Origin of the sequence: Sphingobium sp. WCS2017Hpa-17 (assembly GCF_031843765.1) — a bacterium.
Classification (GTDB): domain Bacteria; phylum Pseudomonadota; class Alphaproteobacteria; order Sphingomonadales; family Sphingomonadaceae; genus Sphingobium.
Genome location: NZ_JAVTIV010000024.1, coordinates 1 through 24,338 on the forward strand (window position 1 = coordinate 1; position 24,338 = coordinate 24,338).

Here is a 24,338-nt window from a genome sequence, read left to right on the forward strand (position 1 = left end):
GAAGAAAGAACCGTCAGCGGACTGTGGGGCCTGATCGGCAAACTCGTCGATATCTTCCAGCCAATGGAATGTGCCAACTACTTCAGTTCGTGCGGGTATGATCTGGAATGATCGAAAAACGCTCTAAACGCACCCCTATCGTCCAGCAAGCGTTTGAAGATTCGACGCTACGCATTGCAATTCATGACATATTGCCGTTGCGGGAAGTACCAACCTCAGTCCGTAAATCAGTTAAATATGGTCAAATAGCCGCATCGATAGCTGAGGTCGGCATCATCGAGCCACCAGTGGTCATCCGCGACGGCATCGTTCCCTCAACCTTTCACCTTCTGGACGGACATCTACGTCTTGATGTTCTTCGCGATCGAGGTGAGAAAGAAGTCGTATGCTTAATTGCAATCGAAGATGAAGCTTTGACCTACAATCGAAGAATTTGTCGAATAGCGATCATTCAAGAACACAAGATGATCCTGAACGCAGTAAAAAAGGGCGTATCTGAAGAACGTCTTGCCCGCGCGCTTAACGTCGACATATCAAGTATTCGGAAAAAGCGGAATTTGCTAGTAGGCATATGTGAGGAGGCAGCTGAGCTACTTCGCGACAAGTTTGTCCCGCTCAATGCGTTTGTCGAGCTCCGGCGAATGAAGCCCCTCCGACAAATTGTCGCTGCTGAAATGATGATTGCGATGAATCGCTATTCCACTTCCTATGTGCAGTCGATTGTAGCTGCTACGGCTAATGAAGAAATAGTCGAGGGACGTAAGAAAATCTCCAAGGGCCTGACAGAGGACCAGATATCGATCATGGAGCGCGAAACCGCTGCATTAGATCGAGAGTTTAGGCGGATTGAACAGACTTACGGCGCAGACCATCTCGACCTGGTTTTGGCTATTGGTTATGTCCACCGGCTACTTAGCAACGTTCGGATCGTACGGCACCTTGCGAAATTTCACGCCGACTTGCTCAGCGAATTTCAAAAGATTTCCGACCTTCAGAAGGCCGCATGATGGGGACCCCGACCCGATAAGCGCGGGGCACGCAGGAGACGCCACGCCGTGGGGCGGATCAAGCGTGGTGAGAATCTGGAGGGCAAATCTCGTCCCAACGGTGCGCTTAGCCGGATTGCGTCCCGCTAAACATAAGGGCAGTTATCAAACTTTCCGACGTCCGCAGAGGGCGGAGCGTCCGAGCGTCGAACAGGCTCCACGGCAAAACTGACAACGCCATGCAACTGCTTCCCCCTTCCAGAACAGCCAACCTATTGCTATTGCTGTTTTTCGATCTGGGGGCATTTAGAAATGAAGCCGTACACACGTTCTATAATTGAAATGTTCGACGGAAAAAAACGCTATCTGATCCCACTCTATCAGCGGCAATATGCGTGGAAGGTGTCTCCACAGCTCGAATTACTTTGGGAAGATATCGAGCGCGCCGTCCGTCGCATCAATACCGATCGCGCATCTATGTCGCCGCATTTTATGGGCGCGATTGTTATCGCCCAGATTAAAACATTCGGGAAGCAAGTTCAGGCTTTTGAGGTGATCGATGGTCAACAGCGATTGACCACATTTCAGCTCCTGCTCGCGGCGCTCAGAGATGCAGCCCACGCGATTGGTTCGAAATACGCCGACGAATTGCAGAAATACCTCCTCAACGACGGGGTCATGGAAACTCCGCTGATCGAACGATACAAAGTGTGGCCCTCGCTCACCGATCGGCGTTCATTGGCAACGCTGATAGATAGTTCCGCAGACCTCGATACCATCACTCCTCCACCTACCGATGAGGATGGGATAGTTCGCAGGTCCACCGCTGCTCACGCCTATTTCAGAGAGCGCATAGATGGCCATATCCATGGGCACGAAGACAACCCGGAGGAGAGGCTAGAAATCCTTTTCGAAGCGCTGAAAGAAGGTCTTGCAATCGTATCGATCGAGCTTGAAGGCGGTGATGACCCTCAGACAATCTTTGAAACTCTCAACAGTCGAGGGGTGGACCTGACAGCAGCCGACCTACTGCGCAATTTCATATTCCAGAGAGCCAAGGGATTGGGGCAGACCGACGGCACCCTCAATATCGATCCACTGTACGAAAAGCACTGGTTGCCACTGGATCGGGCGTTTTGGAACCAACCCGCATCGCGTGGGCGACAGGCGAAGCAGCGCCTGGATTGGATGCTTACCGATCACCTATCCATGCACGTGGGCGACATCGTGTCCGTCGAAACGCTTTTTGAAAAATATCGGCGCTGGATTTTCGACACAAACCCGTTCGCCAATGTTCCAGAAGAACTGGAAGCGATCACGGCAACCGCCAGCGTGGAAAAGCGGCTGTTCGAACAATCCAAAACAGACGCAATCGGCAACTTCGGCAGATTTGCTGATGCTTTCGATGTTTCTACGGCGATGCCGCTCGTCGTATATCTTGCAACAGAGCCAGCTATACAAGAGCGTTTGCCGGAGGCCCTCGCTGCCCTAGAAAGCTACATCCTTCGGCGCGACATTTGCGGCCTCAGTACGAAAAATTATAATCGATTTTTCGTCGGCATCATTGACCGGCTCAGGTCCACAGAAAAGGACAAAGTCGATGAACTCATAGCCTATTTGTCCACACGTTCATCTGATAACGACAGATGGCCCAACGATGATGAGTGGCGTTCGGCTTGGCTGGACAGAGATCAATATAAGTCAGCTCGGCAGGCAAGGCTTCGCTATCTGTTCGAAATGATAGAAAAGGCAAAGCGGTCCAAGCTCAACGAAGAGATCGAGATAAAGTCAAGCCTGAGCATCGAGCATATAATGCCTCAGAAATGGAAGTTATCTTGGCCAATTTCTGGGTTTGATTCTGTTGGCGAAGATGAATTCGATCAAGAATTAATCAACCTACAACTCGTTCGTGATGCAGCTATAAATAAGTTGGGTAACCTTACGCTGTTGACACAACCTTTGAATTCTTCGGTTTCAAACGGCTCATTCTCGGTGAAGATGCCTGCCGTTCGCGCTCATTCTAGCTTGGCCCTCAATCGGGAACTAAACGGCCTCGACTGTTGGGATGATGCCAGCATCGTTCAGCGCGGTACCGCACTGTTTGAGGTCGCCTGCAAGATTTGGGGCGGCCCTAATCGAGCCGAAACGACGTACACCGGCAATCTATCCTTTTCAGCAGCGATGGCCGAAAAGCGCATTTTCCCACCGGAAGGCACGGTTTGCCAATTCACCTATGGCGGAAAAGTCCACCAAGGCCGGATCTCCGACGGTGCGTTACTAGTAGACAGCCTCAATTCTTCGTTCCGATCGTTCTCCGCTGCGTCTGCTGGATTGACCAACACGAGTCGAAACGGCTGGATGGATTGGAATCTTCTCCTACCAGATGGTAGTTGGATGTTAGCGGACGAATGGCGCAGAAACGGTAATACGACATTTCCAAGCACACCGACAACTGAACCATCATTTTAAGCTGGGCGCGGGGTGAACAACGTGTGGGACTGCCTCAGTCAATGGTGTGGTTTGTATTTGACAAGCAGATGAAGCAAGGGTCTTGGGCGCTGCGCGGGCGTTCCGTACAATCTGTGACCCACGGGCAATAGAAGGCGTAGATCAGGAATTTCTCGCGTTTCGGCAATAGGTTATGCTGGAACCGAGGGCGGCGAGGATACAACGGATCGAATCGGATTTGCGACGAACCACTGGATGTCCACCGTTTGTTTCCCTGACAGGTGTGTCGCCCTGTTGACATCGACCCCGAATTATGTGTTCATAGTCCGTAGGACTTAAAGGCCTAAATCCCAACTTGGAGAACCTACCCACTGACCAACGATCCAATCGGAAATCTAATTTGATTTTTGATGTTTATGTTTGGCGAGGTAGGTATGAATCGTTGGCAGGCGCTTGTCGAAATCGTGAAATCATTCAACGAGCAGGGTAGCACGAAGCTGGCCTTTGCGACCGTGTGTGTGGTGCTGATCGTCCCGTTGCTGCTAGGTTACGCAGCGATCGTCCATGCGGATGACCTTACCAAGATGCTCCCGATCTTCTGGAGATCGACCGGGTAGACACAAGCCTCCATAATTCTTTAGAGGTATGCACCTAACAGGTGAGGGGAAAAATGCGTACTCCGGTCGGCATTTGTTTGGCTGCATTGCTGGCAATCGCAACTGCGGCGACCGCAGTTGCTAAAAAGCCAGCCTTGCTTCCTGTCTGGCCGCGTGGAGCAGCAGCAGCCAGTCCAATTTCGCTTAGCGACTTCATCGCGGAGGCAATCCCGAATGGCGATCGGATGGCTTGGGACCATCTACAGGGGCCTAATGTTCGCTGGGTCACAGAAGGAATCGATTACGAACACGGCAATCCATCCCGTTCAGGCTATGCCCGGCTAAGAGCAAATGGGGTGACATCAAAGGTATTGCGGCAAACGTGGGAAGAACTCGCTTGGAGCATAGAACTTTCGACCGAAGGCAACTCCAAGTGGGGGCCGACATTGCTGACCATCGAACCGGGCTTCACCAACGACGAGTTCATGGGAAAATACATCTGTCTGGGCGAAGGATTTTCCGGTTGCTCATTCGGAGTCCAAAGTCTGAGCGGGCCGAAATTGAAGCTGACGCAGGAATGTTCGATCGGAAATGGCGCGAACAAGTCGGTTGCGATGCGCGCGGTGACATTTGATGGCCGTGTAGGAACAGTTGTCTATCGTGGTTCGGGAGGCTCGGGCGGAATTTCCAATTCGGTGGAGGTCACGACAATGACACCAGCCCAATATTGCGCGGCCAATAAGGAGCGAGGTTACTGAGCCGCTGGCCGGAACTTTGATGGGACAGCATAAAAGGCTCGACGCATGAATGGACCACCCATTGTTGACTGGAACTACTGTTTCAGTTCCGATTGCATCGTTTCGGGCATATACAATTGGCAAACCCTTATTGGTGGCCTCGTCGCAATCGGCGCTGCTTGGTATGCTGGCAAGATAGTTCGCGCTCAAATTGCCGCTGCGGATGCGCAAGAGACTGTCCGTTACAATAGACGGCTCAATGCGGTACGGTCACTATTCCCGCTGACGCTCAGCGGTATGTCTGACTATGCGCGCGAAAGTGCCAGTTGCCTGATGTGCATACCACTCGGACTCGATCTGTACGGCGAACAAGCGGTCCCACAGATTACGCCACCAAAGGTTCCCAAGAACCTTATTGCCGAGATTGGCAGCATGATCGAGGCAACCGATGATGCAAATGTGTTGCGGATGCTGCGCAAAATGGTCGGCGAGGTTCAACTCCTCAATGCTCGCATGTTTGGTCTGCAAACTGAACTGGCAATGGAACCGGAAGGGCCGCACCAAGGCATCCGTGACAACGTGGACGTGTACCTGCTGCAATGCACGGTAATCAATGCCCAATGTTCTGTAATGTTCGACTTTGCGCGCTTTGAGGCGACGACCGTACCGGACCACCTGCCTTGGGAAGATGTCTATACGGCCTTCTCGATACTGGGCATCAGGGAGTTCGCTCATCCCGGATTGTTCGCGCTTTGCGAACGCATTCAGCAACGTGGAAATAGCGCCGAAAGCTGATCCGTGAAACGGGCTGCCCACACAAAGGCAAATCGTTCCACCAGCAAAGAAGGTCTCATGCTGGCGAAGGAGGGGACTGAGCCAGAAATCCGACTCAGCCCCTGACCGTCAAAAGCCAGCTTTCAGGCCCAACGCGTAGTATTTTGGCCCGGCATTGCCCTTCAGGCTGATCTTGGGCGCAAGCGGCACCGCAACAGTGCCATAAGGGCGCACCTTGTCGCCGCTAAAGCGGACGCCGCCGCCAACCTCTGCTAACAACGGAATGGAATAGGTCGCCTCGATCTTTGCATACGCCTTTACAGCCAGATTATCGCACTCACTGTCTTTGGCGAAATGGCCGGTTTCGCTATCGCGGCAACGCTCTTGCCCGTTGTGGAAACGATCCATGTAGTAGCGGTCGTTATCGCCCCGGTGCAAAAAGGCACCGGCAATGGGTCGGAGCGAAAAGCCACCGGCCGAGAACGAGTAGCCAACACCCAACTCACCGCCCCAGCGGCTTTGGGCACGAGCGCCGTTGGCTTCGAGCATGATGCCATTTGCTGATGCTGGCACACACTGGATAGCAAGAGCCGCCGCAAACGCGACGCCCGAGTAATTCTTCATTTGGAAATCCCCCGTCTACGCAAAACGCGCCGCAGGCGCTTAGGTCATTTCGGGAAGGCATTTCAAATAAATAACCCTGTAATAATTCAATACCTTCGGACGCGATTTTTGTATGTGGACATCATGCGTATTCCGATTCTTGCCGCCGCCTTTCTCTGCGCCTCTTCCCCAGCCTACGCATGGGGACCAATCGGTCATCGCATCACCGGCGCGATCGCTGATGAAAACCTGAGCGGCCTTGCCCGCGCCAATGTGCGCCTGCTGTTGGGTGTCGAGGACTTGGCTGAAGCGGCGACATGGGCGGACGATATGAAATCCGATCCTTCGCCCTACTGGCAGAAGCAAGCCAGCCCGTGGCACTATGTCACGGTTCGCGAAGGAGACGAGTATAAGCTATCGGACGCGCCAGCCGAAGGCGATGCCATGTCGGCCTTGCCAAGGTTCACCGCTACCCTGCGCGATCCCAAGGCATCAATCGAGGATAAGCGCCTAGCCCTCCGGTTCATCGTCCACATCATCGGCGATTTGCACCAGCCGCTTCATGCCGGTGGTGGCGATGATCGCGGCGGCAATGACCTCAAGGTGACGTGGTTCAATCGCTCAACCAATCTACATTCCGTCTGGGACTCCGCCATGATCGAACAGCGGTCCCTTTCCTACTCGGAGTATGCTGGATGGCTGTCCAGGGCGATCACGCCCCAGCAAACGATCGCGTGGAATGACGTCAATCCTTCGACATGGGTCCACGAAAGCATCGCCCTGCGCAAGACGATCTATCCCTCCGATCCTGCCCTATCTTGGGATTATGCGTATCAGCACCGCGCAGAAATGGACGATCGCCTCAAGCGTGCCGGTGTTCGCATCGCGGCCTATTTGAACTGGGTGTTCACCACCCCCGACGACAAGCACAAATGACATGCCCAGGGGCACCCATCACGATCTGACGGGCTTGCTGCTGGAAGGCACTCCCTATCCCGTCCTGCGCGTGGATGATGGCGGGGAATGGCGGCTGGAGCTAGTGCAACGGCATCGGCATCTGTTTGGCACCAGAGTCCGGCTTAGCGGCACACGCGATGGCTTTGACCTCATCGCGGTAGATCGCATTGGCCCCGTATGACGCGGGATCAGGAACTTTGGGGCGTCGCGTCGATGATGCTGAATCGCCACGGGCAGGATGCTCCGGTGAAGGTTGCGGAACGGCTGGGCGCGCTGGCAGTGGCTGGCGAAGCTGAAGGCGTTGCAATGTGGCAGGAAGTTGCCAGACGCCTACAGGCACTGATGGCCGACCAGCATCACGCCTAAGCTGCCCATCGGTCGAGGTCAGGAAATAGTGGCAACCTTGGTGGCATAGGCGGCTCAATCACATTCGGATCATAGGCCGATACCGTCACCCACTCCATACGCCAGTCCACAATGATGCTGCAGCCTTGCTAACCAGCGTTGCAACGCTTTGGAGGGCGATGCGCAACCGGATGGCGCCGCCCCAACCACTCGAAGCGCTTCACCCAATGATCAAACCGCCATAGATTGCTAAGTCCATATAATGTCAAAGCGACGATTTTAAACATGCCATTGCCGTTTCTCCAAGAGAATACTGTCCAATAGTAATTGTATTCTTTAAATTATCTATCGTAACAAAACCGTTTTTATGACCTTCATTTCTTGTAGCTATAAAAGAAATTGTGTTTCCCATCCTTTCGATTTCAACACATTTAGAATTCTGCATAAACGTTTTAAAACTTTTAACTCCATAAGCTTCTAAAACCGGCTTAAATATGTCGGCGAATGATTTCGGATGTTGAACATCATCTTGGGATGAATTCAAACATCTAGATATATTCACGTCCAAATTTGAAATTTCGTTAGCATTACATGAAAGAATAAATCCATTAACTATCCAAATTCCAGAATTTGTTCTTGACATGCCGCATGTTATTATTTTCCCATATCTTTCATATAGCGTGCAACTTTTCATAAATTCCCTCTAAAACTACGGAAACGGAATCACGTGAACTGAAACGCCACGAGACGCACCATACTGTGCTGCTTGCCTAATTGCCGCTTGCTGTGCTGCAGAGCCACTGTGCGGAACTGCCAGCTCCAATGCACGTGCTGTAATATCTTGCGCCCTAATTCGAACTCCTGCCCAATTACGCCCTTGGAAGCTAGCGACAGAATCTACGTAACCTTTCAGGGTCCTGCTCATTGCAGAGGCACTTTGATATGTTGAGGCGTTTAGATCCATACTTTTTATACTAGTCGCAATTCCTTTTTCGAACCGGTCTATAGTGGGAAAATTGCTTGGAAGGTTATGCCCAAGAGCCTGCTCAATAGCTTGCCCTCTTTGAAATGGGTTGAGTTTCCAAACAGTGCTGCTGGTACTCGTTACTGCTCGCGACGCTGCTGCCAGCCCACTTGTAGTTAACGACGCCGCTGAACTACCCAAGCCTCCACCTAACGTGGGCGGCAGATTGCCTGTTGCCCAACCGATTTCTCCCTCAGAAATTCCTTCAGCTAGGTTTCCAAGATCATGAGGCACCTGTTTTAGAGCATCTATCCCACCCCAAAACCAGCCGGAAAAGCCCTGATTGCCGCTGGGGTCGGAAGCATTCGTAGGGTCATTCCCAACGTAAGCATAGAGGTTTACCTGATCCTCATATCCGACCGGGTCGGTCTGCATGAACCGACCCAAACGAGGCGCATAGACCCGCGCCTTGTAGTAATACATCGACAGGTCGGGCAGGGCAATCTGCCCGGTATAGGCGAACCGTCCCATGTTACCCGATGCCGCAACGCCATACTCGTCATAGCTGTTGGTCGCAATCGCATTGCCAGCGCTATCGCTAACGGCGATGATGCTGCCCTGATGGTTGGCGCGCAGATGCCGCCGATTGCCGCCCTCAAACCAAACCAGCGGTTCATCGACATTAGGACCATGAAGGTAGCGGTTCAGCAGCGTACCGGCGCTATCATACTCAGCCACCAGCGCATCTCCGTCATAAAGGTAGCGTATCGTGCCGGAGGGGCTGGCCGTCTGGTAGAGGTTGCCGGTAGGCGTGTAGATAAGCGTTGCAGGCACGCTGCCCGTGGCGGAAATCAGCCTGTTCTCGACATCGTAGCCATAGCCCGCATTGGGCAAGGAAATCAGGTTGCCGTTGGAGTCGTACCCCGGAGCAGCCGATCCCGCCGTTGTGTATTGGTTGAGGCCATTAACCTGATAGCTGCGGTCCGTGTTGAATTGCTGGCGGAACGCATAGAGGTCATTGCTGAGGATGCGCTGCCGGATTTGATTGGCCGGATTATACTGGGGGAACCCCAGCGAGACGCTGTATCCACTGTTGTTGAAGCCGTGAGAGATCGAGCTCAGACGGCTGATGGCATCATAGCCAAAGCTGCTCGAACCACCTCCCGACAGCCCGGAACGCCGTCCCTGATTGTCATAAGTCAGGCCGCTCAACACCGTCGAACCACTGTCCTTGATGTTCACCATCCGATACAGATTGTCATAGCTATAGGTGAACGACACGTTGTCCGGGAAGGTCAACTGCGTCCGGTTGCCCGCAGCATCATATTGATAGGAAAGCTTGCGGGCCTGACTGCCCATCGTAAGCGTCGAGGTGATCGGCCGCTTGAGCGCGTCATAGTCGGTGACCAGTTTGTCGCCGCCGGTAAGCGATCCGAAATGTGCCTCCGTCTGCAACCCGAACAGGTCGTAGGCGTAAAAAACATCGCGAACAGCGCTGGCAGGGGGTTGCGTGCAGACATAGCCCGCGACGCAATTATCCGGGATGATCTTCGATGTGACCCGGTTCAACGCGTCATAGTTGTATGTAATGACCCGTGCGTCACGCTTACGCAGCGTCTTGCGATTATCGTTTGCGTCATAGGTGTAGCGTTCAAAATCGCCTATGCTGGCGGCAGGGGCGGTTTCCAGAGCCGAGGCAGCGTCAGCGGGATTGAATCCCGTGACGGTTGCAGTCCCTGGGAAATACCAGTCACTCTGTCGGTCAAAGCCATCATAGGTGAACGTCGCACGGTTACCCTTGGCGTCAATCACCGTCGTCTGCTTGCCGTTGAGACTGTACGCATAAGTGGCATAAGCTTGCTCGACTGGCGTGCCCATGCCACGGCGAACCTGCAAAAGCTGACCAGCCTCATCATACTGATTTTTGGTAATCCGATCGAAATCGCCGACAAGGGTCATATCCAAAGCGCAGGCGTTCGCAGGCACAGACCCAAAATTTGCCTTGTTCATGCGAACTGCGGTGCAGGTCAGGCGGTTGAGAACGTCGTAGCTGAACTGCGTCAGCGCTTCTGTGGACCCCCCGCTTGCGACCGACTCCCTGATCTTCCGTCCAAGCGTGTCATAGGCCGTCACCGTTTCCTGATAAGGGGAGAAAGTCGTCAGGTTGGGCGTCGTGGTCGTCCCATTCTCGACCTTCGTTATCTGGCCATCGCCATTATATGTGTTTCGGGTGGCCGTTCTGCTGGTTGTGGAAGAGTTGGCCGTAGGGTTGATGGTCCCGGTCATCTGCCGCATGGCGTCATATTCATAGTAGGTCGTATCGCCGGTGCCCGGCAGCGGTCCATCGACGCTGAGCACATTGCCTTGGCCGTCATAGGTCGTCGTTGTGGTCGATGAAACGGACCCGTCACCTGCCGCAACCGTGACAGTCGTGGGCAGCCAGTCGTTGTTGTAGGCGATCGTCGTCTTGCTTTCTTGCGCAGTTCCCGAGCATGAGGCCGTCAGGCGGCAAGATTTCGATTCCGTTAAACGCCATTGCCCGGATGGATAACCACCAGCGTTCAACATCTCGGTGTAGCTATTTGATGTCTGCGGCCTTGTCCCGTCAGGAGCGGCAGGCAACGTGACAAGCTCCGGTAGACCTGTCTCTGCATGATATTGGTAATCGGTCTGCTTCAACAAACCGTCTTTTACCCAGTTGGGCTTGTTGCATGTCAACTGATTGCCACATGTCGGATCGTACCCGGCTTCGATCACGATGGCAGCGAGAGTCGAGCCCGGCTTGGGATAGGTGGTTTTCTTAGTAATGTTGCCACGACTGTCATATTCGAAAGCCATGGATGTGCACGGAACTGGCAAAGCGTTACACTCAGGTAGCGCCATGGCGGTCATCTGTCCGGTACTGTCATAGGTGTAGGTCGTCACCCGGTTCAGCGGATCTTTGACGTAAGTCGCGTAACCATAATCCTTGTGATACTTGACTACGGTGACGCCGCCCTGCGGGTCGATAACGGTGGTCGTTCCGATGCTACCTGATGTCGAATAGCTATAGTTCCATGTCGCTTGCCCATTCCCGAAGGCCTTGACCTTGTGACTGCCCCAATAGGTGAGCGTAGCACTGTTCACACCCGACGATGTCGGCCGCTGATAGGCAATCATTTCTCGATCAGAGTTGAATGTGAATTTCCATGCACGATTCAGAATATCAGTTATGGTTTGAGTCGTGCTTCTGGGTCGCAGAAAAGTGTCGTTGTCATTCGTGCCCGAGAAATTTGGAGTGTTTATCGTCATGCTCGAAAGCGTGACGGAGGGCGCAGCTGAATTCCGCAAACTTATGGTAGAATCTTTCAGATAGCGCTGCTGACTTGTTACGCGAAAAGTGCCACCGCCGCCGTTAATGCTTCCACTTGTGAGGTTATATCCAACCGATACGCCACCCGGATCTTGTGCCGACGATGACCACAGGAAAAGATTTCCACCTGGTAGCATTGCATAATCACCGGATGGCGGAGGGTATATTGGGCTAGCAGGTCCATTGAAAAAGAACCGCCTGCCGTTCCGATCCATGTAGTTACATACTTTTATCGAGCTTTTAGACTCCGACCATGTCTCGCACTGCGTGATAATCGCGCCTTTGCCGGGTTTGACCTGCGTGAGGCCACTACTGCCACCAAAGCCACGAAACTCATCTGAATGTCCGTTATAGCCGAAAATGAAGTGGTTATCATCATCCACCCACATCGCCGGAACATTGGGTATCCATGACTGGCCACCCCAATCTAGGCGGAAGGAGAATGGATAATCAGCGGTGCCCGCACTCAAGGCTGGCGATGAAATGCGTGGATAGCCGCTAATCAGGTCGATCCCATTCGCATCGATTTGCTCGAAAATGGGCGCCGAAAGATTTGGTGCGACTGGATCAACCGATTGCGCGATCGCCGCCCCTCCAACCAACGAAGATAGGCCGATAACAAGCAAAGCAAACAGATGTCGCACGCCGATGCTCCACATTGAACTGATTAGCTGAAATGCTGAGATGTGGTCAGTCCTCTTTAAGAGGGATGACCGTGTAACCGTTCAGAGGCAAGACCACGACTTTGTCCTTCGAGCCGGTCACCCTGTAGGTTTCGCGATTATCAGCGGCGTCATAGGTCGTGCTCATCTGCACACCATTGTTAACGTTCCCGGTCGTGCTGGATTGGATCAACCGCCCCAGCGCGTCATAGGTGTAGGTCGTCGTGCTGGAGGCGTGCGCCGGGAGCGACATGCCCAATGCAAAGAGAATTAAGGGAGCTTTCATCGCGTTAATCCTGCCAAACATAGGCGACAGTGCATCCGCCACTGCCTTCTACTATCCTGATGCGAGTGAGAATGCGGTTCATGGCCTGACTCGTCAGCAACATGGAATAAATCGCATCGGAGTTAGGCTCAGACCGCCGCAGTGTCAGATATTCATCTTGCAGAGGCGCACAATTCAGCGGCGTGATATTATCCGAAATCTTGACGTAAATATTGTTGTCAGTGCTGACATATAGCCGAACAATAGTAACGTTGTTACATGCGTTGGTGCCACATGCTGCCCACGCGGGAGCAGAGAGCGCAGACAAAAATGCGCAGGCAATTCGTAAAAATTTCATCCGCCCCTCCATATGCCGAAGACGTGCACCATCACCCTTCAAATGATGAAGGGACATAAAGCCAATCTACCCTGAAACCCCGTTGTTAACTTGATGATGAAAAGCAAAATCCTACATTGCAACTGAAAAATTTCGCTCATCAAATGTATACAGAATTTGTGTGATCTGGCCGTCCAGTTTCTATCTTTCCTACAGCCACGAAATTTGACATCACACCATCATAGCCACGTGCTGTCCTATCTTGGTGAATGGAGAATTAGGATGAAGAAACTGCTGTGCTTCGCTGCCTTTGCATCGCTGCTTGCGTCAGCAACGCCAGCTTTTGCGGTGATTGATAACAACCGAACGATTTCGCGGGTCGGCGTGCAAAACTCCAACAGCAGTGCCTACGTGCAATTCACCGTCGCCCCCAGCGCGACGTGCTCCTTCAACACCCTATACATTGCGGTAAACACCGATGCGGGTCGGGCCAACTACGCTTTACTGCTGACTGCGCAGGCGACCGGCCAGCCTATCGCAAGGGTCGATTACACCGTCACTGGCACGAACTGCACGATCAATCTGATTGAGATTTGACCGAAGATCGACGCGACCACCAGTCTGCAGGGGTGATCTAACTATGCGGTTCATTGCATGGAGCTTATGCTTTTCGGCCGCTTTGGCGATCTGTGGGCAAGCCCATGCGAGCAGCCAGTCGGGTCCGGAACGCAGCTCATTCCAGGTGACAACGGCTATAATTTCCGAGGAAGCGGCACTCGGACAACAAAACCGTCATGCCACACCGGTGCAGAAAATCAGTGGTTCATCGACACATCCACGCCTGCGGGACAAGCCATGGTCGCGACGGTCATTTCGGCCTTCTACAACGGTAACACCATGAACATCTTCGGGACGGACACCTGCCTGCCGGGGCAATCGAACGTGGAAGCCGTGAAGACGATACAGGTTCTTCCATAGGCAAAAAATAAAGCGAGAAAGGCCCCCGCCCACACACCAGCCGCAAGGCCATCGCATGAGCGGGGATCGGATAGTCAGCGCAGGGTGGGACTGCCCTTCATCTTCTTCGCACCGGCCTCGACGGCGGCCAGCAGCGTGTCATTTGCAAGATGGGAATAGCGCATGGTCGATTTGTGATCGGCATGGCCCAGCACTCGGCCCACAGCGAACAGGTCGATACCGGCGTTAATCATGAAGGATGCCGCACTATGGCGAAGGTCATGAATCCGCAGGTCGGGCAGCACCGCTTCCTTCCGGGCCGTCTGCCATGCGTGTTTGATCGTCACGAACGGCTTTCGGGTTTCCGGGTTCGGCAGGACATAGGAACAGTCCTTCAACCGGGGCACCGCCTTGAGGATCGCGATGGCCGGTTGCGACAGCGGTACATGCCTTGCTCGGCCGGTCTTTGATGTCGGGATCAGCCATTGCCGCTTCTCCAGGTCTATATGCCGCCACTCCGCGTGCAGCAGCTCGGATACCCGCGCCCCAGTCAAAAGGAGCATCCCTACAATGTGCTTCAACTGCGGATTCAGCGATGTTTCGCAGGCGGCCAGCAACCGCTTCGCCTCCGCCGCGCTGACGTACCGTTCACGCTTATTCTCGATCGGCTTGCGCGGGATGCCCTTCACCGGATTCTTGGTGACGCCGGACATGTCCCACCGAATGGCGAGTTCGAATGAACGATTGAGCGTGACCCGGACCTTTTCGACCGTCGCGGGTGCCAACCCCTCGCTTGCCTTTTCTGCAAACCATTTTGCGACAGCAGGCTGGGTGATCTCATCCAGACGCAGCTTACCCCAGCGCGGGATCAGGTGAAGCCGGAGGATGCGTTCGGTGTTGGCCGGATGCTTCTGATACGATTTTGCGTAGTCCAGATGCTGGTCAGCCAGCGCGGCATAAGTCGCCACCGACTTCTTCTCAGCCTTCTTGGTCGCCGGGTTGCCGCCCAGCACAATTTCCGATCGCAACTGCTGGGCCTTCTTCCTGACCTCGCCCAATGGGGCATCCCCGTAAGAGGCCAGTTTCATTTCCTTCTGCTTGCCATATTCGTCCGTGAAGCGCAGCGAGAAGCTTTTGCTGCCCGACGCATGACACGACAGTATCAGTCCCTTGATTTCGGTATCGTAATAGTCCGTGCGCTTCTTGCCCGGCTCACAGTAGGCAAGCTGGCAGAATTGCGCTGTCAATTTTTCTACAGGCATAAATGGTTTCCTTTCGAAGGATCGATGGTTGGGGCCGCAGGAGCGCGGCCGGGTGAGTTGAGGGGGGGCGGTAGCCGGACGGCCGGATCGCGCGCCCCGCGATCGGCGAAACCGGATTTTGTCAGGAGCGGCGGCGGAATTGCCCGGCAGGGTGAGCCACCGGGCGCGCCGGGGCGCAGATTTCAGGTTCGCACCCTCCCGCGCCGGGTGAAAACGCGGGAAAGTGAAAAACTGAGACCTGCCGCCCCGCCCGTCAGTCGCCCGGAGGCAGGCTGTAGACCTTCGCGCCGCGAGCCTGGACGGTGTAGGACCAGTAACCTTGCCCATCACCGCCATCGCCGAATTGTTCGATGATTCGCAGTGCCGCCCGTTTCGACACATTGGCGCGGACCGCCACGGCAGACACCAGTGGCATTTTCATCTGGGGGCCGTCCTGAAGGCAGGCGATGACCGCGTCGAATATGCTCTGATCGTTGACATGCTCGGCACGGACGCCAAGCCCTTCGAGGTCCGCCGGATCGACCAGCCGCACCGATGTCAGCAGGTCATCATAGCTTTCGGCATCGGCGGCAAAGGCGTAAGCCTCTTCCACGCCCCCGCCGCGTTTCTTAAGGCTCTCGAATTTTACGATCTTCTCGCCCGTAGAAGCGGAATCATAGGGGCTGTTCAGCATGAAGACTGCATCGCAGTCTTCTGTCAGATCGGTCGTACCGCCGTACACCAGCTTGCCTGTGGCGCTGGGGTTCTTTCGGGTATGTGCCAGACCGATGAAGGTGCCCCCCTTCTGGGTGAAACGGCGTACGGAGCTTGCGAAGCGCGATGTCTCTTTCTTGTCCATGAGGTCGGCACACTTTTTTATAGTGTCGAGCATCACCACTACGCCCCGGCAGCTATCGCTCTCCGCCATGGCTTCCAACTGGTCTGTGAATAGCGACGGCTCAAATCCGCCTTCGCCCGGCACCAGCGTGTGCGCGCCGACATCATCCAGCAGCCGAAGCTTCTGAGCGATCCCGGCTTCATTATCGTCGGCGTTAATGAAATAGCAGTTGCCCGCCAGCACCGTGCCGTCGTCGATCGCCTGCATCAAAAGGGCGAGCATAAACAGTGTCTTACCTGAGTTCGGAGGCGCATACCAAACGGTTCCTTGCCCCATCATGGCGACGTTCCCAAGCAGCGGCCTGATATTGATGGCGCGCTCCTCAAATAGCGCCGCCTGTCCCCGAACGCTCATGCACGCGAGTGGCGTCTTCACCAACTCCATTCCCTCCAGCGGTTGAGGCTCCGCAGGCAACATCAGCAGTTCGAGATCATCAATGCCGCGAGCCTGCACCCTGTCTGGCTCTATTGCCGGAGCGAGGATGATGTGACCGGCCATAACCGCCTCGACACCATCAGGAACGGCTGCATCCCATGCATCGCCGCTGCGACAGCGATAGAAGGAAGGGCCATTGTCGGGCCACAGCACCGGCATTGCATCCAGGTCTTGAAGAAAGGTCCGCAACGCGTCTTGATGTTCCGCGCCAACTGCCCGGAAGCCGACAACGCCCTCCGGCACGATGACGCCGTGGCGGTGGAGTTTATTGCGGGAAAAATGATCCTCCGCCGCTTCCGGAGAATAAGCGGCAAGCCATTCCGCCGCGTCAATCGCTGGCGCATCACCTGCCAGCTTCAGTGGGATGGCGGTAAATCCCAACCCCATCCAAAAACGAATATTGTCCATAGTATAGCGCCTCGCATCGGCCCCATGTATCGAGGCCGTCCACATCAAGAAAATTTCAGGTGGGTGGGTCGGCAGACACCGCTTCGATGTCTACCGCCCGAAGGATGCGTTATAATGGCTGAAGTATGCCCCCCTCATCTCGCAACCACAGGGGGCGATCACAAGCGCCCTCGCGGTTAGCATTGATTATGAGGGAAACGATTGCGGTGTTTCCAAAGCCCTCTTTCGTCAAATACTCACGGACATCATATTCAGTCATCGGGAAGGCACTGATCAACCTCACGATGTATGCCGCGATCATATAAGTATCGGCGTTAATGAGATTATGGATGTAAGGGACCGCGTTCTCATCTCCAAATCCAGCCGTAGATATGTGCCTGGCGTGGAACTGCACTTTTGAATAATCGAGATTCACAACATATCCTTTGATAGATATGCTGACCATGAAGATGAATACACATCCCGAGGGATATGCCACATAGAGCGATGGGGATTTGTCTGTTAAATGACAGATCGCTGGATCATGCACGCACTTCTTCCGTCAGCAACATACTGATTGAGACCGAGATTCCGCGAAGCGGTTAGGAAGAAGTCGTTAGACCAGTTATAGTGACAGCCCCGGTCGGTACCGTCACGGATGAGCAGAACATAGGTGGTCGATTATTGATTCCAAGAGTCGACGACATTTTTCTTGATGTTCAGCGCGCCGCGCAGTTTCCAGTTTCGCAGACTCTCGGCTCCGCGCCCGGCACGCAGACCTAGAATCTGACCTCGTCCCGGCCCGCCGCCCGGCACATGGCCAGCAGGTCGGCCAGCCCGTCACCGTCCGCATCCTCAACGAACAGGACGAAGGCAAAGCCGGAATCCCCGGTGCAATAGACGATCTCAAACCAGCCGCCGTGATCGTGCAGCCAATCCCACCACGTCTGAAAGCCGGAATCGCCCCAGCGCTTGCCCTCCCGTTCCAGCGGTGAGAACAGCACCTCCGTCTTAAGCGCGGTTTCGGTGTCGCCGGGGCACAGGACGACTATGTGGGAAAGGTCTTCCAGCCCATCTGCGAAAATTTGCGCGATGCGCTCGTGCAATAAGGCCTTGATGTCGGCGCGCAGCGGCAGGGTAAGCGCGTTCCGCAGGGCGGGCGCGTCGTAAAGTGAAAGCATGGATGCAACTCCAGCAGGCACAAAAAAGGACGCTCGGAGCGCCCTGTGCAATTGATGATGATGGGTTCAAGCGTGATCGCGACAAAGCGCGAGCAGGTCAGGATCTATGCCTTCTGCATCCGGCACGATCAGGACATGGCCGAAGCCATCGCTAACGATGACGGGCGCTTCGAAGATTGAACCGTGGCGTATGACCCATTCCCATGCCGGCGAACCGTTCGTGATGATAAGGCCCAGCGCCATTTCTATGTCGGCCAGCGTGTCGCCCTCCTCCACGATTGCGAAGGTGCCGATATCTGGCAGGTCGCCGCAATCGATCAGTTGATCGCGACGAAGACGAAGCAAGGCGGCTATATCGGCGTCGCCCGACCAGTCGGCCAGTTCAGGCCATGTGCGTATGATGTGCATGAGGTCCATCCTTTCTGGACAAAAAGAAACCCCGCTGGCGCTGGACCAACGGGGCTAGATAGGTTGATGGTGGATCGGATCAGAAAGTGGCTACGACCTTCACGTCCGGTTGTCCCGCGATACGGAGCGGTATTTCAAAGTAGCTGGTGATGTTCTCACGCGCCCGGCGCTTGGCCATGTCGATGAGGCTGGCTTGCTGGGCCTGCTTCACCATAGTCTTCCGGGCGGTGGTGTAATTAAGGCGATTCAGTTCATCGATTTCCGCCTGATCGAAGGTGAGAAGGCCACCGTTGAGCGTTGTGGCGTTCTCCGGCTGGAAGGCAATTTCACCCACCTCCAGCGGCGGAAGCTTTACCCTCACCAGCTTGGCTTGCTCGTCGTAGCTGACGTTCGCCATCGTAAGCCTAGACAGATCGACATGGTAGCTGACAACGGCCGGGACATACAGTTCTTGCCGACCGTGCAGGATGATCCACCGCGTTCGTTCCGCCCAGACACGCGCGCTGCCTTTGTAGGTGAACACCAGCAGCTTGCTTTCCTGCCGCAACGATTCGACCGTCGTGGAAAGAACCTTGCTGGTGTCGGTACGAAAGATTCCGTCGTAATGGACTTCCTCATCCAGCATCTCGCGCGGTGCCATCCAGTAACCCACGCCGAATGTGACGGCGCAGGCCAGTAGCAAGCCGGGTATGGGAACCTGTGTCCCGGTCATTGCAACGCGAGGGTTAGCGTCGGATCGATTTGCACGGCGATGCGCCATATCGCCTTGTCGAATCCGTCTTTGGCAATCTTCCACACCGCTGCACGGTTCGCGGATGTATTCGGATTCATGTCTCGCGAAGCATCGCCCAGCCCGTCTTCGGCGAAATAGAAGCGCGCCCCGCCGTCGTCAGCATAGCTTTGGCCGTTGCCGTCGATCAGCGTTATGGCCGGGCGCTCATCACTCAGCATAGGCCGTGATGACGTGTTGGTCAGCTTATAGAGCACGACGACATAGGTTTCCTTCGGGCCTGCCTTGTGCACCACCGCGTTGCCTACGCTGTCCCGGAGTTCGACAGATGTGATCGTGATTTCATAACCGTTGCCGCTACCTGCCACTCCGAACGGGACTGGAGGCTTTTTCGGCACGTCCGAGATAACCGCCCCGGATGTTTCAGGTTGTGCCGTTGCCTCGCCGCCTGTCGCCTGGGATGTCGGCGCTTCACCGCAGCCTGCCAGCAGCAGCAACGCTGCGATCATGATTTGCTTGTGCATGGGTTCTCTCCGATCTTATTATTCGAGGCAGGACTGAACCCTGCGCCACACTTTGTTGCGGCCCCAGAACTTGAGTTGGGCGTTGTCCAGGCCATTCATTTCCAGCACCGTGGCGGCACCAAGGTCCGAACTTTCCCAGACCAGCATGACCCGTTCGGGCATGTCCGGCTGGCGATAGACCCAAGGCTTGCCAATATTGTCGGTGTCGATGATGCAGCGCTCCAGATCATAAAGGCGCTGCTTGGTGGATGCCGTGAACTCCGGCACTTTCTTCCTGACACTGCCGATGTCGTCGGCGTGCGCGATGCCCGGCGTCAGGAGCGCCAGACATAGTAAGGGTATGATGTTCTTCATGCTATTTCCCCTTTCGTGGAGATGACCGCCAAAGCGACGGCGCGTTGCGGCATCCACGTCCCGATCAGATTTATCGGAACATGCTGCCAAGGCCAGTAAAAATGACACGATTGGTATACAGACGAATGTATGACCTTGCGGCCATCTCGCCAGATGGATGTGGTCGAGCTTCTAGGCACAAATGTGCGCCGGTATCGGAAGCTGAAGGGCATGACCCAAGAGCAGCTCGCCTTAGATACGGGTATGGAACGCAGCTACGTCAGCGATTTGGAGCGTGGCACACGCAATCCATCGGTTCGGGCATTGGGACGCTTGGCCGAAGCGCTTGGTATTGAACCGAAATCACTGCTGGAATTGCAGCCCACCCAAAACAGCGATGCCCAAGTTTAAGCCTTACGTGTGGTGGCAAAGAGCCAGCAAAGCAGAGTTAATGCGCTCGTCGTTCGGCAAAAGAAGGATGCAGGCAGACCCATCGTCGTCGCACCGATCTAACACAGCCGCGAAGATGCCGTTACGGTCGTCGATGGTTTCCCAGGATGGTTCACCCCACTCGATGATCTGTAAGCCGATGCCCTGCTCGATGTCGGCCGGCGTATCGCCGGGTTGGGCGATAACCACAAAGCCGCCGGTTGGAGGGAGATGCGCTTCCCAGACGGATTGCATCAACGGATCAGCGATGACGCAGGGTTGCGCTGGGGTTGCGTAGAAGGCGATCATGGAAGTTCTCCAGACATAAAAAATGCCCCCGGAATCTCCGAGGGCTGGGTGTGTCGAATAGGTTCGTCCCGATGACACTGCCGGGATTAAAGCAGCTTTGCGCTATGCTGCCGCCTATTCATATAAGATGGTAAATTCTGCGTAGGTGGGTATTTTACCATTAGCGGTGACAGATGAAGGAATACCACTTTGTCGCAGGACAATACGCAGTATGTTGTTACGCGCCCAGACGAAACGCGGGGTATGGGAAGCGGTCCTAGGAGTCCAATTCCTACTCTAGGCGCGGCTACGACCGTGATCGATCAGTACCGCACAATTTCGGTTCACAGCAGCAATCTTCCTGAAATAGGAGCTGCTCTAACCGACGTAAATGCAGCCGCCGCGCTAGCGAAAATTGCTGACAGAGGCGCATTGCGATCGCATCTCGATTTAGAGGCAGCCGAGACGGCCTTGCAGGCGCTCCTCCTACATGAAAATGTCCATGTCCTGACTCACGCACCAAAAGTCGATTTTGGCACCGGCATCGTGACATACGCCCGTCAAGATATCGGCGCCCGTAACGAACTTGCATTCCAAATAATGAGTGTCGCAAAGTCGCGAGATTTCCTCGTCGCTCCTGAGTTTCTTACCGTTGAGGGCGGATGCGTCATTTCATCTACCTCGACTGGAAGTCCGCTTATCGGGAGGATGGCTGACCAGTTACGGGAAGGTCGCCCGTATTGGAGCGAAAACGTCGAAGATGCGATAAATGTTACTATCGAAATGCATGGAATACCTGCCTATTTGACACATCCCGCTCTTGTTCGAACGCGCTTAGGTGAAGGTTTTGCTAAGCAATTCTATAAACGAGTGCGTCAGCCTTGGGACGAAGCGGTTGGACAAATACCTAAAATCGTATGCACATTTTCCGTCCCGCCGCTATTGGCAATTACCCTTGACCGTCTCAACAATCGAGTTGATTTAGCTACGGTAATCGCTGATTTGCGGAGCGAACTCGAACCGTCACGCAAAGAAATCAGAGAACTAAACCAAATAGTTACTGCATCAACTACCGAAACAGAAATAGCCGCCCGTATCCGCCATATTAACGAATCTTTTGATGCCATCGTTCCAGAATCTCGGATGACAAATATACAACGACGTCGACGCGATGCGCTTACTATTCAAAAACTCGCAAAACCCATAATAAAGTTTGCGACAGGATTTTTGACCAAATCCGGGAGCAGCTTTGAGCAGGTTTTGGAGGCCACCAAAGGTGTGCCGGGGCTTGTCGCTGAAAGTGGCGCACTTGTAGACCGAACCGTTACAGCCAAAACATTCTCTGGTCTGTTGCGAGAGACTGAAGCGCTGCAAGCCTTGGTTAAGCATCACCTGACGGATACGGAAATATTATCCATCGAGAAATCGATGCGGAAGAAGTGAAGCTGATGATCGGTTACGTTGGGGAAGCCGCGTTCCCATGCCCCACACCCGACCCACAGGATACCCACACGGACCAATCCAAAGGCACATAAACTAGGCAAACTCGCGGCCATCAGCCGAAAGGCACTTCGCTAGGGATTTCAGGGATTTCCTACTGAAAGGCTGGTGCCGCTTACGTGACTCGAACACGTGACCCCATCATTACGAATGATGTGCTCTACCAACTGAGCTAAAGCGGCGTCGGGGCGGGCAGATAACAGCGGTTGTGCAATTGGACAAGCGGGCATTTTACTCCGCTGCCCCCTTTTTTCCGCTTGCGCCATTCTGGCCCCCTCCCGCCCAATCGGGGTCAGCCTGTTTACGGCAAATTTACCATCCCGTGCCACTGTCGAGTCCCGGAATAGTTTTTCAGCGCAAGGTAGGACGATCGAATGGACACGCTGCGGGGGCATGATGCCGCCAATGACGAGGACGATTTCGACTATGTCGGCGACGCGCAGATGGATGCGCCGCCCGCTGTCATTTCCGATGAACGGCGCATGCAGGTGCGCGCCTATAATTATTGGGCGTCGCTGCTGGGCGACCGCACCCTGCCGTCGATCGAGGATCTGGTCCCTGAGCAGCTGGAGGATTTCGGCCCCTATTCCGTACTGCTCGACTTCAGCGTCGGCCTGGACAATCCCGCCATCGTCTATCTGGGCACCGCGCTGCGCGCCGAGTGCGAGATTGAAGGCACGATCGGCTATATCGACGATGTGCCGGCCCGATCTTTGCTGTCGCGCCTGACCGACCATTATCTGCAAATCATCGCCAATGCCGCGCCGATCGGGTTCGAGGCCGAATTCATCAACCAGCGTGGCGCGGAGATCATGTATCGCGGCATATTGATGCCCTTTTCCTCCGATGACGAAACGATCGACTTCGTGTTCGGCGTCATCAACTGGAAGGAACTGGCCAGTCGCAGCCTGACCGACGCACTGGAGCTGGAAGTGGACGAGGCAATGCGCAGCGCGCCGGCCGCGCGCGACACCGCGCCGATCTGGGCCGACGGTCCCGCCGCCGACCAGCAGAGCAACAGCCTGGCCTTCGGCATCGAAGAGGATGACGAAGAGGAGGATGCACTCGACCTGGCCGGCATGGAATGTCCGACCGAGGATGCGCCGCTCGCCGACTGGCTGGCCATCGCCCGCGATGGCGCCGCCCGCGTGCGGATCAGCGAGGCGCGCAGCCATGCCGCCCTCTATCGCGCCGTCAGCCTCTCCTATGATTTCGCGCAGGTCGCGCGCGTCCGTCCGGACGACTATGCCGAACTGCTGCATGATTATGGGATCAAGGCACAGGCGCGAAGCCCGATGACCGCCGTGATCAAGCTGGTCTTCGGCGCGACCTACGACAAGACGCGCATCACCGAATATGCGACCGCGCTCGATCATGCGATGAATGCAGGGCTGGGCGTAGGGTCGTTGGCGGCCTATCTGTCCGACTATGTCGGCGGCCTCAAGGCGTTAGTCCGTGAGGAACGCGCGCAGCGCCGGTCGCAGATGCCGGCCAGGCCAGATCACCGCCAGGTGGCACGCGACACGGTGAAGGCCGCCGTCGCGCTCGATCCGGTCGCCGTCGCCACCGACGCAGACGGGCTGGCCGTTGTCATCGCCCGGCGCGAAGCCGATGGCACGCTGGCAATCGTCGCCGCTCTGCCGGAAGACAGCGATCTCAACCAGCGGGTGATCAGCGCCGCCGCACGCTGACACGGCAGGTCCGTCCGTGACCGGCCGTCAAGACGTAAGAAAATAGGTCCAGACAACGCGCATCCACGCTCGACATGCCGCGCGGGCTGGACGATAGTCGCCCCGACCGACCGGCCCCGCCCATCCCGCGCGGGCCATGTTGCGTTGCATCATATTATTTCAAGAATCAGAAATTTTATTTCTCGCAAAGGGTTGAGCCGCCCCTTGGCCGGGCGCATATAGGCGGCCCTGAAAGCCGAGGAGTCGCATGGCGGCGATCCAGCGCCTCCTCCGTTATGAACCATGCGGGACGAACCCGTGGCAAGAGGTG

The 24,338-nt window shown here is 55.1% G+C and carries 27 protein-coding genes, 1 tRNA gene and 1 pseudogene; 14 read left to right on the forward strand and 15 right to left on the reverse strand.

Translation table 11 applies throughout. The features are described 5' to 3' along the window. The 6 genes and pseudogenes from RQH62_RS21380 to RQH62_RS21405 form a co-directional block, all read left to right on the forward strand. Positions 1–111 (forward strand): annotated as a pseudogene (locus tag RQH62_RS21380) (IS630 family transposase); the annotation flags it as partial. Beyond that, positions 108–1,007 (forward strand): plasmid partitioning protein RepB C-terminal domain-containing protein, encoded by a 900-nt coding sequence (locus tag RQH62_RS21385; protein WP_311270673.1) that lies wholly within the window; start codon positions 108–110, stop codon positions 1,005–1,007. The pseudogene RQH62_RS21380 and the gene RQH62_RS21385, both read left to right, overlap by 4 nt. A 291-nt stretch (positions 1,008–1,298) precedes the next feature. Next, positions 1,299–3,455 (forward strand): DUF262 domain-containing HNH endonuclease family protein, encoded by a 2,157-nt coding sequence (locus tag RQH62_RS21390; protein WP_311270674.1) that lies wholly within the window; start codon positions 1,299–1,301, stop codon positions 3,453–3,455. A 443-nt stretch (positions 3,456–3,898) separates the two neighbouring features. Next, a complete protein-coding gene (locus RQH62_RS21395) occupies positions 3,899–4,051 on the forward strand; it encodes a hypothetical protein (protein WP_311270675.1) in 153 nt (50 codons plus the stop codon). A gap of 53 nt (positions 4,052–4,104) precedes the next feature. Beyond that, the gene (locus RQH62_RS21400) at positions 4,105–4,788 is read left to right on the forward strand and encodes a hypothetical protein (protein ID WP_311270676.1); all 684 of its coding nucleotides are present in this window, start codon (positions 4,105–4,107) and stop codon (positions 4,786–4,788) included. 45 nt (positions 4,789–4,833) lie between these two features. Continuing rightward, on the forward strand, positions 4,834–5,562 hold the full coding sequence (locus RQH62_RS21405) for a hypothetical protein (protein WP_311270677.1): 729 nt from the start codon (positions 4,834–4,836) through the stop codon (positions 5,560–5,562). Positions 5,563–5,670: 108 nt separating this feature from the next. On the opposite strand, the gene RQH62_RS21410 is transcribed toward RQH62_RS21405, so the two are convergent. Beyond that, positions 5,671–6,165 carry a hypothetical protein gene (locus tag RQH62_RS21410; protein WP_311270678.1) on the reverse strand — a complete coding sequence of 165 codons (495 nt, stop codon included), beginning with the start codon at positions 6,163–6,165 and terminating at the stop codon, positions 5,671–5,673. A 123-nt stretch (positions 6,166–6,288) separates the two neighbouring features. Here RQH62_RS21410 and RQH62_RS21415 point away from each other — a divergent pair, with 123 nt between their 5' ends. Genes RQH62_RS21415 through RQH62_RS21425 form a run of 3 tightly spaced genes read left to right on the forward strand, consistent with a single transcriptional unit; the run spans position 6,289 to position 7,467 of the window. Next, the gene (locus tag RQH62_RS21415) at positions 6,289–7,080 is read left to right on the forward strand and encodes a S1/P1 nuclease (protein WP_311270718.1); all 792 of its coding nucleotides are present in this window, start codon (positions 6,289–6,291) and stop codon (positions 7,078–7,080) included. A gap of 1 nt (position 7,081) precedes the next feature. Continuing rightward, positions 7,082–7,282 (forward strand): DUF5818 domain-containing protein, encoded by a 201-nt coding sequence (locus RQH62_RS21420; protein ID WP_311270679.1) that lies wholly within the window; start codon positions 7,082–7,084, stop codon positions 7,280–7,282. Then, positions 7,279–7,467 carry a DUF6961 family protein gene (locus RQH62_RS21425; RefSeq protein WP_311270680.1) on the forward strand — a complete coding sequence of 63 codons (189 nt, stop codon included), beginning with the start codon at positions 7,279–7,281 and terminating at the stop codon, positions 7,465–7,467. The genes RQH62_RS21420 and RQH62_RS21425 overlap by 4 nt, the downstream gene beginning before the upstream one ends. Positions 7,468–7,711: 244 nt before the next feature. Here RQH62_RS21425 and RQH62_RS21430 read toward each other — a convergent pair whose 3' ends face one another. The 4 genes from RQH62_RS21430 to RQH62_RS21445 all read right to left on the reverse strand — a co-directional run bounded on the left by RQH62_RS21430 (position 7,712) and on the right by RQH62_RS21445 (position 13,047). Then, complete coding sequence (locus RQH62_RS21430) at positions 7,712–8,089, reverse strand: hypothetical protein (protein WP_311270681.1); 378 nt, start codon at positions 8,087–8,089, stop codon at positions 7,712–7,714. Between the two features lie 66 nt (positions 8,090–8,155). Continuing rightward, on the reverse strand, positions 8,156–12,421 hold the full coding sequence (locus RQH62_RS21435; RefSeq protein WP_311270682.1) for an RHS repeat-associated core domain-containing protein: 4,266 nt from the start codon (positions 12,419–12,421) through the stop codon (positions 8,156–8,158). A gap of 31 nt (positions 12,422–12,452) precedes the next feature. Continuing rightward, positions 12,453–12,710, reverse strand: coding sequence for a hypothetical protein (locus tag RQH62_RS21440; RefSeq protein ID WP_311270683.1), 258 nt, complete (start codon positions 12,708–12,710; stop codon positions 12,453–12,455). 4 nt (positions 12,711–12,714) lie between these two features. Next, complete coding sequence (locus RQH62_RS21445; protein ID WP_311270684.1) at positions 12,715–13,047, reverse strand: hypothetical protein; 333 nt, start codon at positions 13,045–13,047, stop codon at positions 12,715–12,717. Positions 13,048–13,308: 261 nt separating this feature from the next. On the opposite strand from RQH62_RS21445, the gene RQH62_RS21450 reads away from it, so the two are divergent. Both RQH62_RS21450 and RQH62_RS21455 read left to right on the forward strand, forming a co-directional pair. Next, the gene (locus RQH62_RS21450; RefSeq protein WP_311270685.1) at positions 13,309–13,623 is read left to right on the forward strand and encodes a hypothetical protein; all 315 of its coding nucleotides are present in this window, start codon (positions 13,309–13,311) and stop codon (positions 13,621–13,623) included. A 66-nt stretch (positions 13,624–13,689) separates the two neighbouring features. After that, positions 13,690–14,004 (forward strand): hypothetical protein, encoded by a 315-nt coding sequence (locus tag RQH62_RS21455; RefSeq protein ID WP_311270686.1) that lies wholly within the window; start codon positions 13,690–13,692, stop codon positions 14,002–14,004. Between the two features lie 74 nt (positions 14,005–14,078). Here RQH62_RS21455 and RQH62_RS21460 read toward each other — a convergent pair whose 3' ends face one another. The 8 genes from RQH62_RS21460 to RQH62_RS21495 all read right to left on the reverse strand — a co-directional run bounded on the left by RQH62_RS21460 (position 14,079) and on the right by RQH62_RS21495 (position 20,141). Next, positions 14,079–15,245 (reverse strand): tyrosine-type recombinase/integrase, encoded by a 1,167-nt coding sequence (locus tag RQH62_RS21460; protein ID WP_311270687.1) that lies wholly within the window; start codon positions 15,243–15,245, stop codon positions 14,079–14,081. Between the two features lie 253 nt (positions 15,246–15,498). Next, positions 15,499–16,965 (reverse strand): AAA family ATPase, encoded by a 1,467-nt coding sequence (locus RQH62_RS21465; RefSeq protein WP_311270688.1) that lies wholly within the window; start codon positions 16,963–16,965, stop codon positions 15,499–15,501. Positions 16,966–17,074: 109 nt separating this feature from the next. Continuing rightward, positions 17,075–17,494 (reverse strand): hypothetical protein, encoded by a 420-nt coding sequence (locus RQH62_RS21470; protein ID WP_311270689.1) that lies wholly within the window; start codon positions 17,492–17,494, stop codon positions 17,075–17,077. Positions 17,495–17,723: 229 nt separating this feature from the next. After that, positions 17,724–18,125, reverse strand: coding sequence for a hypothetical protein (locus RQH62_RS21475; RefSeq protein WP_311270690.1), 402 nt, complete (start codon positions 18,123–18,125; stop codon positions 17,724–17,726). 66 nt (positions 18,126–18,191) lie between these two features. Continuing rightward, positions 18,192–18,533 (reverse strand): hypothetical protein, encoded by a 342-nt coding sequence (locus RQH62_RS21480; protein ID WP_311270691.1) that lies wholly within the window; start codon positions 18,531–18,533, stop codon positions 18,192–18,194. A gap of 79 nt (positions 18,534–18,612) precedes the next feature. Then, positions 18,613–19,245 (reverse strand): DUF4230 domain-containing protein, encoded by a 633-nt coding sequence (locus tag RQH62_RS21485; RefSeq protein ID WP_311270692.1) that lies wholly within the window; start codon positions 19,243–19,245, stop codon positions 18,613–18,615. Further along, entirely contained in the window at positions 19,242–19,787 is a 546-nt protein-coding gene (locus RQH62_RS21490) for a hypothetical protein (RefSeq protein WP_311270693.1), read from the reverse strand. Before RQH62_RS21490 ends, RQH62_RS21485 begins: the two co-directional genes overlap by 4 nt. Positions 19,788–19,805: 18 nt before the next feature. After that, positions 19,806–20,141 (reverse strand): hypothetical protein, encoded by a 336-nt coding sequence (locus tag RQH62_RS21495; protein WP_311270694.1) that lies wholly within the window; start codon positions 20,139–20,141, stop codon positions 19,806–19,808. Positions 20,142–20,294: 153 nt separating this feature from the next. On the opposite strand from RQH62_RS21495, the gene RQH62_RS21500 reads away from it, so the two are divergent. Then, positions 20,295–20,531: a helix-turn-helix transcriptional regulator gene (locus tag RQH62_RS21500; protein ID WP_311270695.1), complete on the forward strand. Its 237-nt coding sequence runs from the start codon at positions 20,295–20,297 to the stop codon at positions 20,529–20,531. A 3-nt stretch (positions 20,532–20,534) separates the two neighbouring features. Here RQH62_RS21500 and RQH62_RS21505 read toward each other — a convergent pair whose 3' ends face one another. Further along, on the reverse strand, positions 20,535–20,858 hold the full coding sequence (locus RQH62_RS21505) for a hypothetical protein (RefSeq protein ID WP_311270696.1): 324 nt from the start codon (positions 20,856–20,858) through the stop codon (positions 20,535–20,537). Between the two features lie 294 nt (positions 20,859–21,152). On the opposite strand from RQH62_RS21505, the gene RQH62_RS21510 reads away from it, so the two are divergent. After that, on the forward strand, positions 21,153–22,280 hold the full coding sequence (locus RQH62_RS21510; protein WP_311270697.1) for a hypothetical protein: 1,128 nt from the start codon (positions 21,153–21,155) through the stop codon (positions 22,278–22,280). A 163-nt stretch (positions 22,281–22,443) separates the two neighbouring features. Here RQH62_RS21510 and RQH62_RS21515 read toward each other — a convergent pair. Beyond that, positions 22,444–22,519: transfer RNA gene (locus RQH62_RS21515), tRNA-Thr, on the reverse strand. 192 nt (positions 22,520–22,711) lie between these two features. On the opposite strand from RQH62_RS21515, the gene RQH62_RS21520 reads away from it, so the two are divergent. Further along, a complete protein-coding gene (locus RQH62_RS21520) occupies positions 22,712–24,028 on the forward strand; it encodes a hypothetical protein (protein WP_311270698.1) in 1,317 nt (438 codons plus the stop codon). The last annotated feature ends 310 nt before the right edge of the window (positions 24,029–24,338 follow it).

Coding starts and splice junctions, on each gene's coding strand:
- RQH62_RS21445 (WP_311270684.1), bottom strand. CDS start 13,047: ATGAAATTTTTACGAATTGCCTGCGCATTTTTGTCTGCGCTCTCTGCT.
- RQH62_RS21425 (WP_311270680.1), top strand. CDS start 7,279: ATGACGCGGGATCAGGAACTTTGGGGCGTCGCGTCGATGATGCTGAAT.
- RQH62_RS21485 (WP_311270692.1), bottom strand. CDS start 19,245: ATGACCGGGACACAGGTTCCCATACCCGGCTTGCTACTGGCCTGCGCC.
- RQH62_RS21415 (WP_311270718.1), top strand. CDS start 6,289: ATGCGTATTCCGATTCTTGCCGCCGCCTTTCTCTGCGCCTCTTCCCCA.
- RQH62_RS21435 (WP_311270682.1), bottom strand. CDS start 12,421: ATGTGGAGCATCGGCGTGCGACATCTGTTTGCTTTGCTTGTTATCGGC.
- RQH62_RS21440 (WP_311270683.1), bottom strand. CDS start 12,710: ATGAAAGCTCCCTTAATTCTCTTTGCATTGGGCATGTCGCTCCCGGCG.
- RQH62_RS21455 (WP_311270686.1), top strand. CDS start 13,690: ATGCTTTTCGGCCGCTTTGGCGATCTGTGGGCAAGCCCATGCGAGCAG.
- RQH62_RS21520 (WP_311270698.1), top strand. CDS start 22,712: ATGGACACGCTGCGGGGGCATGATGCCGCCAATGACGAGGACGATTTC.
- RQH62_RS21505 (WP_311270696.1), bottom strand. CDS start 20,858: ATGATCGCCTTCTACGCAACCCCAGCGCAACCCTGCGTCATCGCTGAT.
- RQH62_RS21480 (WP_311270691.1), bottom strand. CDS start 18,533: ATGCACATCATACGCACATGGCCTGAACTGGCCGACTGGTCGGGCGAC.
- RQH62_RS21405 (WP_311270677.1), top strand. CDS start 4,834: ATGAATGGACCACCCATTGTTGACTGGAACTACTGTTTCAGTTCCGAT.
- RQH62_RS21385 (WP_311270673.1), top strand. CDS start 108: ATGATCGAAAAACGCTCTAAACGCACCCCTATCGTCCAGCAAGCGTTT.
- RQH62_RS21490 (WP_311270693.1), bottom strand. CDS start 19,787: ATGCACAAGCAAATCATGATCGCAGCGTTGCTGCTGCTGGCAGGCTGC.
- RQH62_RS21400 (WP_311270676.1), top strand. CDS start 4,105: ATGCGTACTCCGGTCGGCATTTGTTTGGCTGCATTGCTGGCAATCGCA.
- RQH62_RS21500 (WP_311270695.1), top strand. CDS start 20,295: ATGGATGTGGTCGAGCTTCTAGGCACAAATGTGCGCCGGTATCGGAAG.
- RQH62_RS21450 (WP_311270685.1), top strand. CDS start 13,309: ATGAAGAAACTGCTGTGCTTCGCTGCCTTTGCATCGCTGCTTGCGTCA.
- RQH62_RS21475 (WP_311270690.1), bottom strand. CDS start 18,125: ATGCTTTCACTTTACGACGCGCCCGCCCTGCGGAACGCGCTTACCCTG.
- RQH62_RS21460 (WP_311270687.1), bottom strand. CDS start 15,245: ATGCCTGTAGAAAAATTGACAGCGCAATTCTGCCAGCTTGCCTACTGT.
- RQH62_RS21430 (WP_311270681.1), bottom strand. CDS start 8,089: ATGTCAAGAACAAATTCTGGAATTTGGATAGTTAATGGATTTATTCTT.
- RQH62_RS21465 (WP_311270688.1), bottom strand. CDS start 16,965: ATGGACAATATTCGTTTTTGGATGGGGTTGGGATTTACCGCCATCCCA.
- RQH62_RS21390 (WP_311270674.1), top strand. CDS start 1,299: ATGAAGCCGTACACACGTTCTATAATTGAAATGTTCGACGGAAAAAAA.
- RQH62_RS21410 (WP_311270678.1), bottom strand. CDS start 6,165: ATGAAGAATTACTCGGGCGTCGCGTTTGCGGCGGCTCTTGCTATCCAG.
- RQH62_RS21420 (WP_311270679.1), top strand. CDS start 7,082: ATGCCCAGGGGCACCCATCACGATCTGACGGGCTTGCTGCTGGAAGGC.
- RQH62_RS21495 (WP_311270694.1), bottom strand. CDS start 20,141: ATGAAGAACATCATACCCTTACTATGTCTGGCGCTCCTGACGCCGGGC.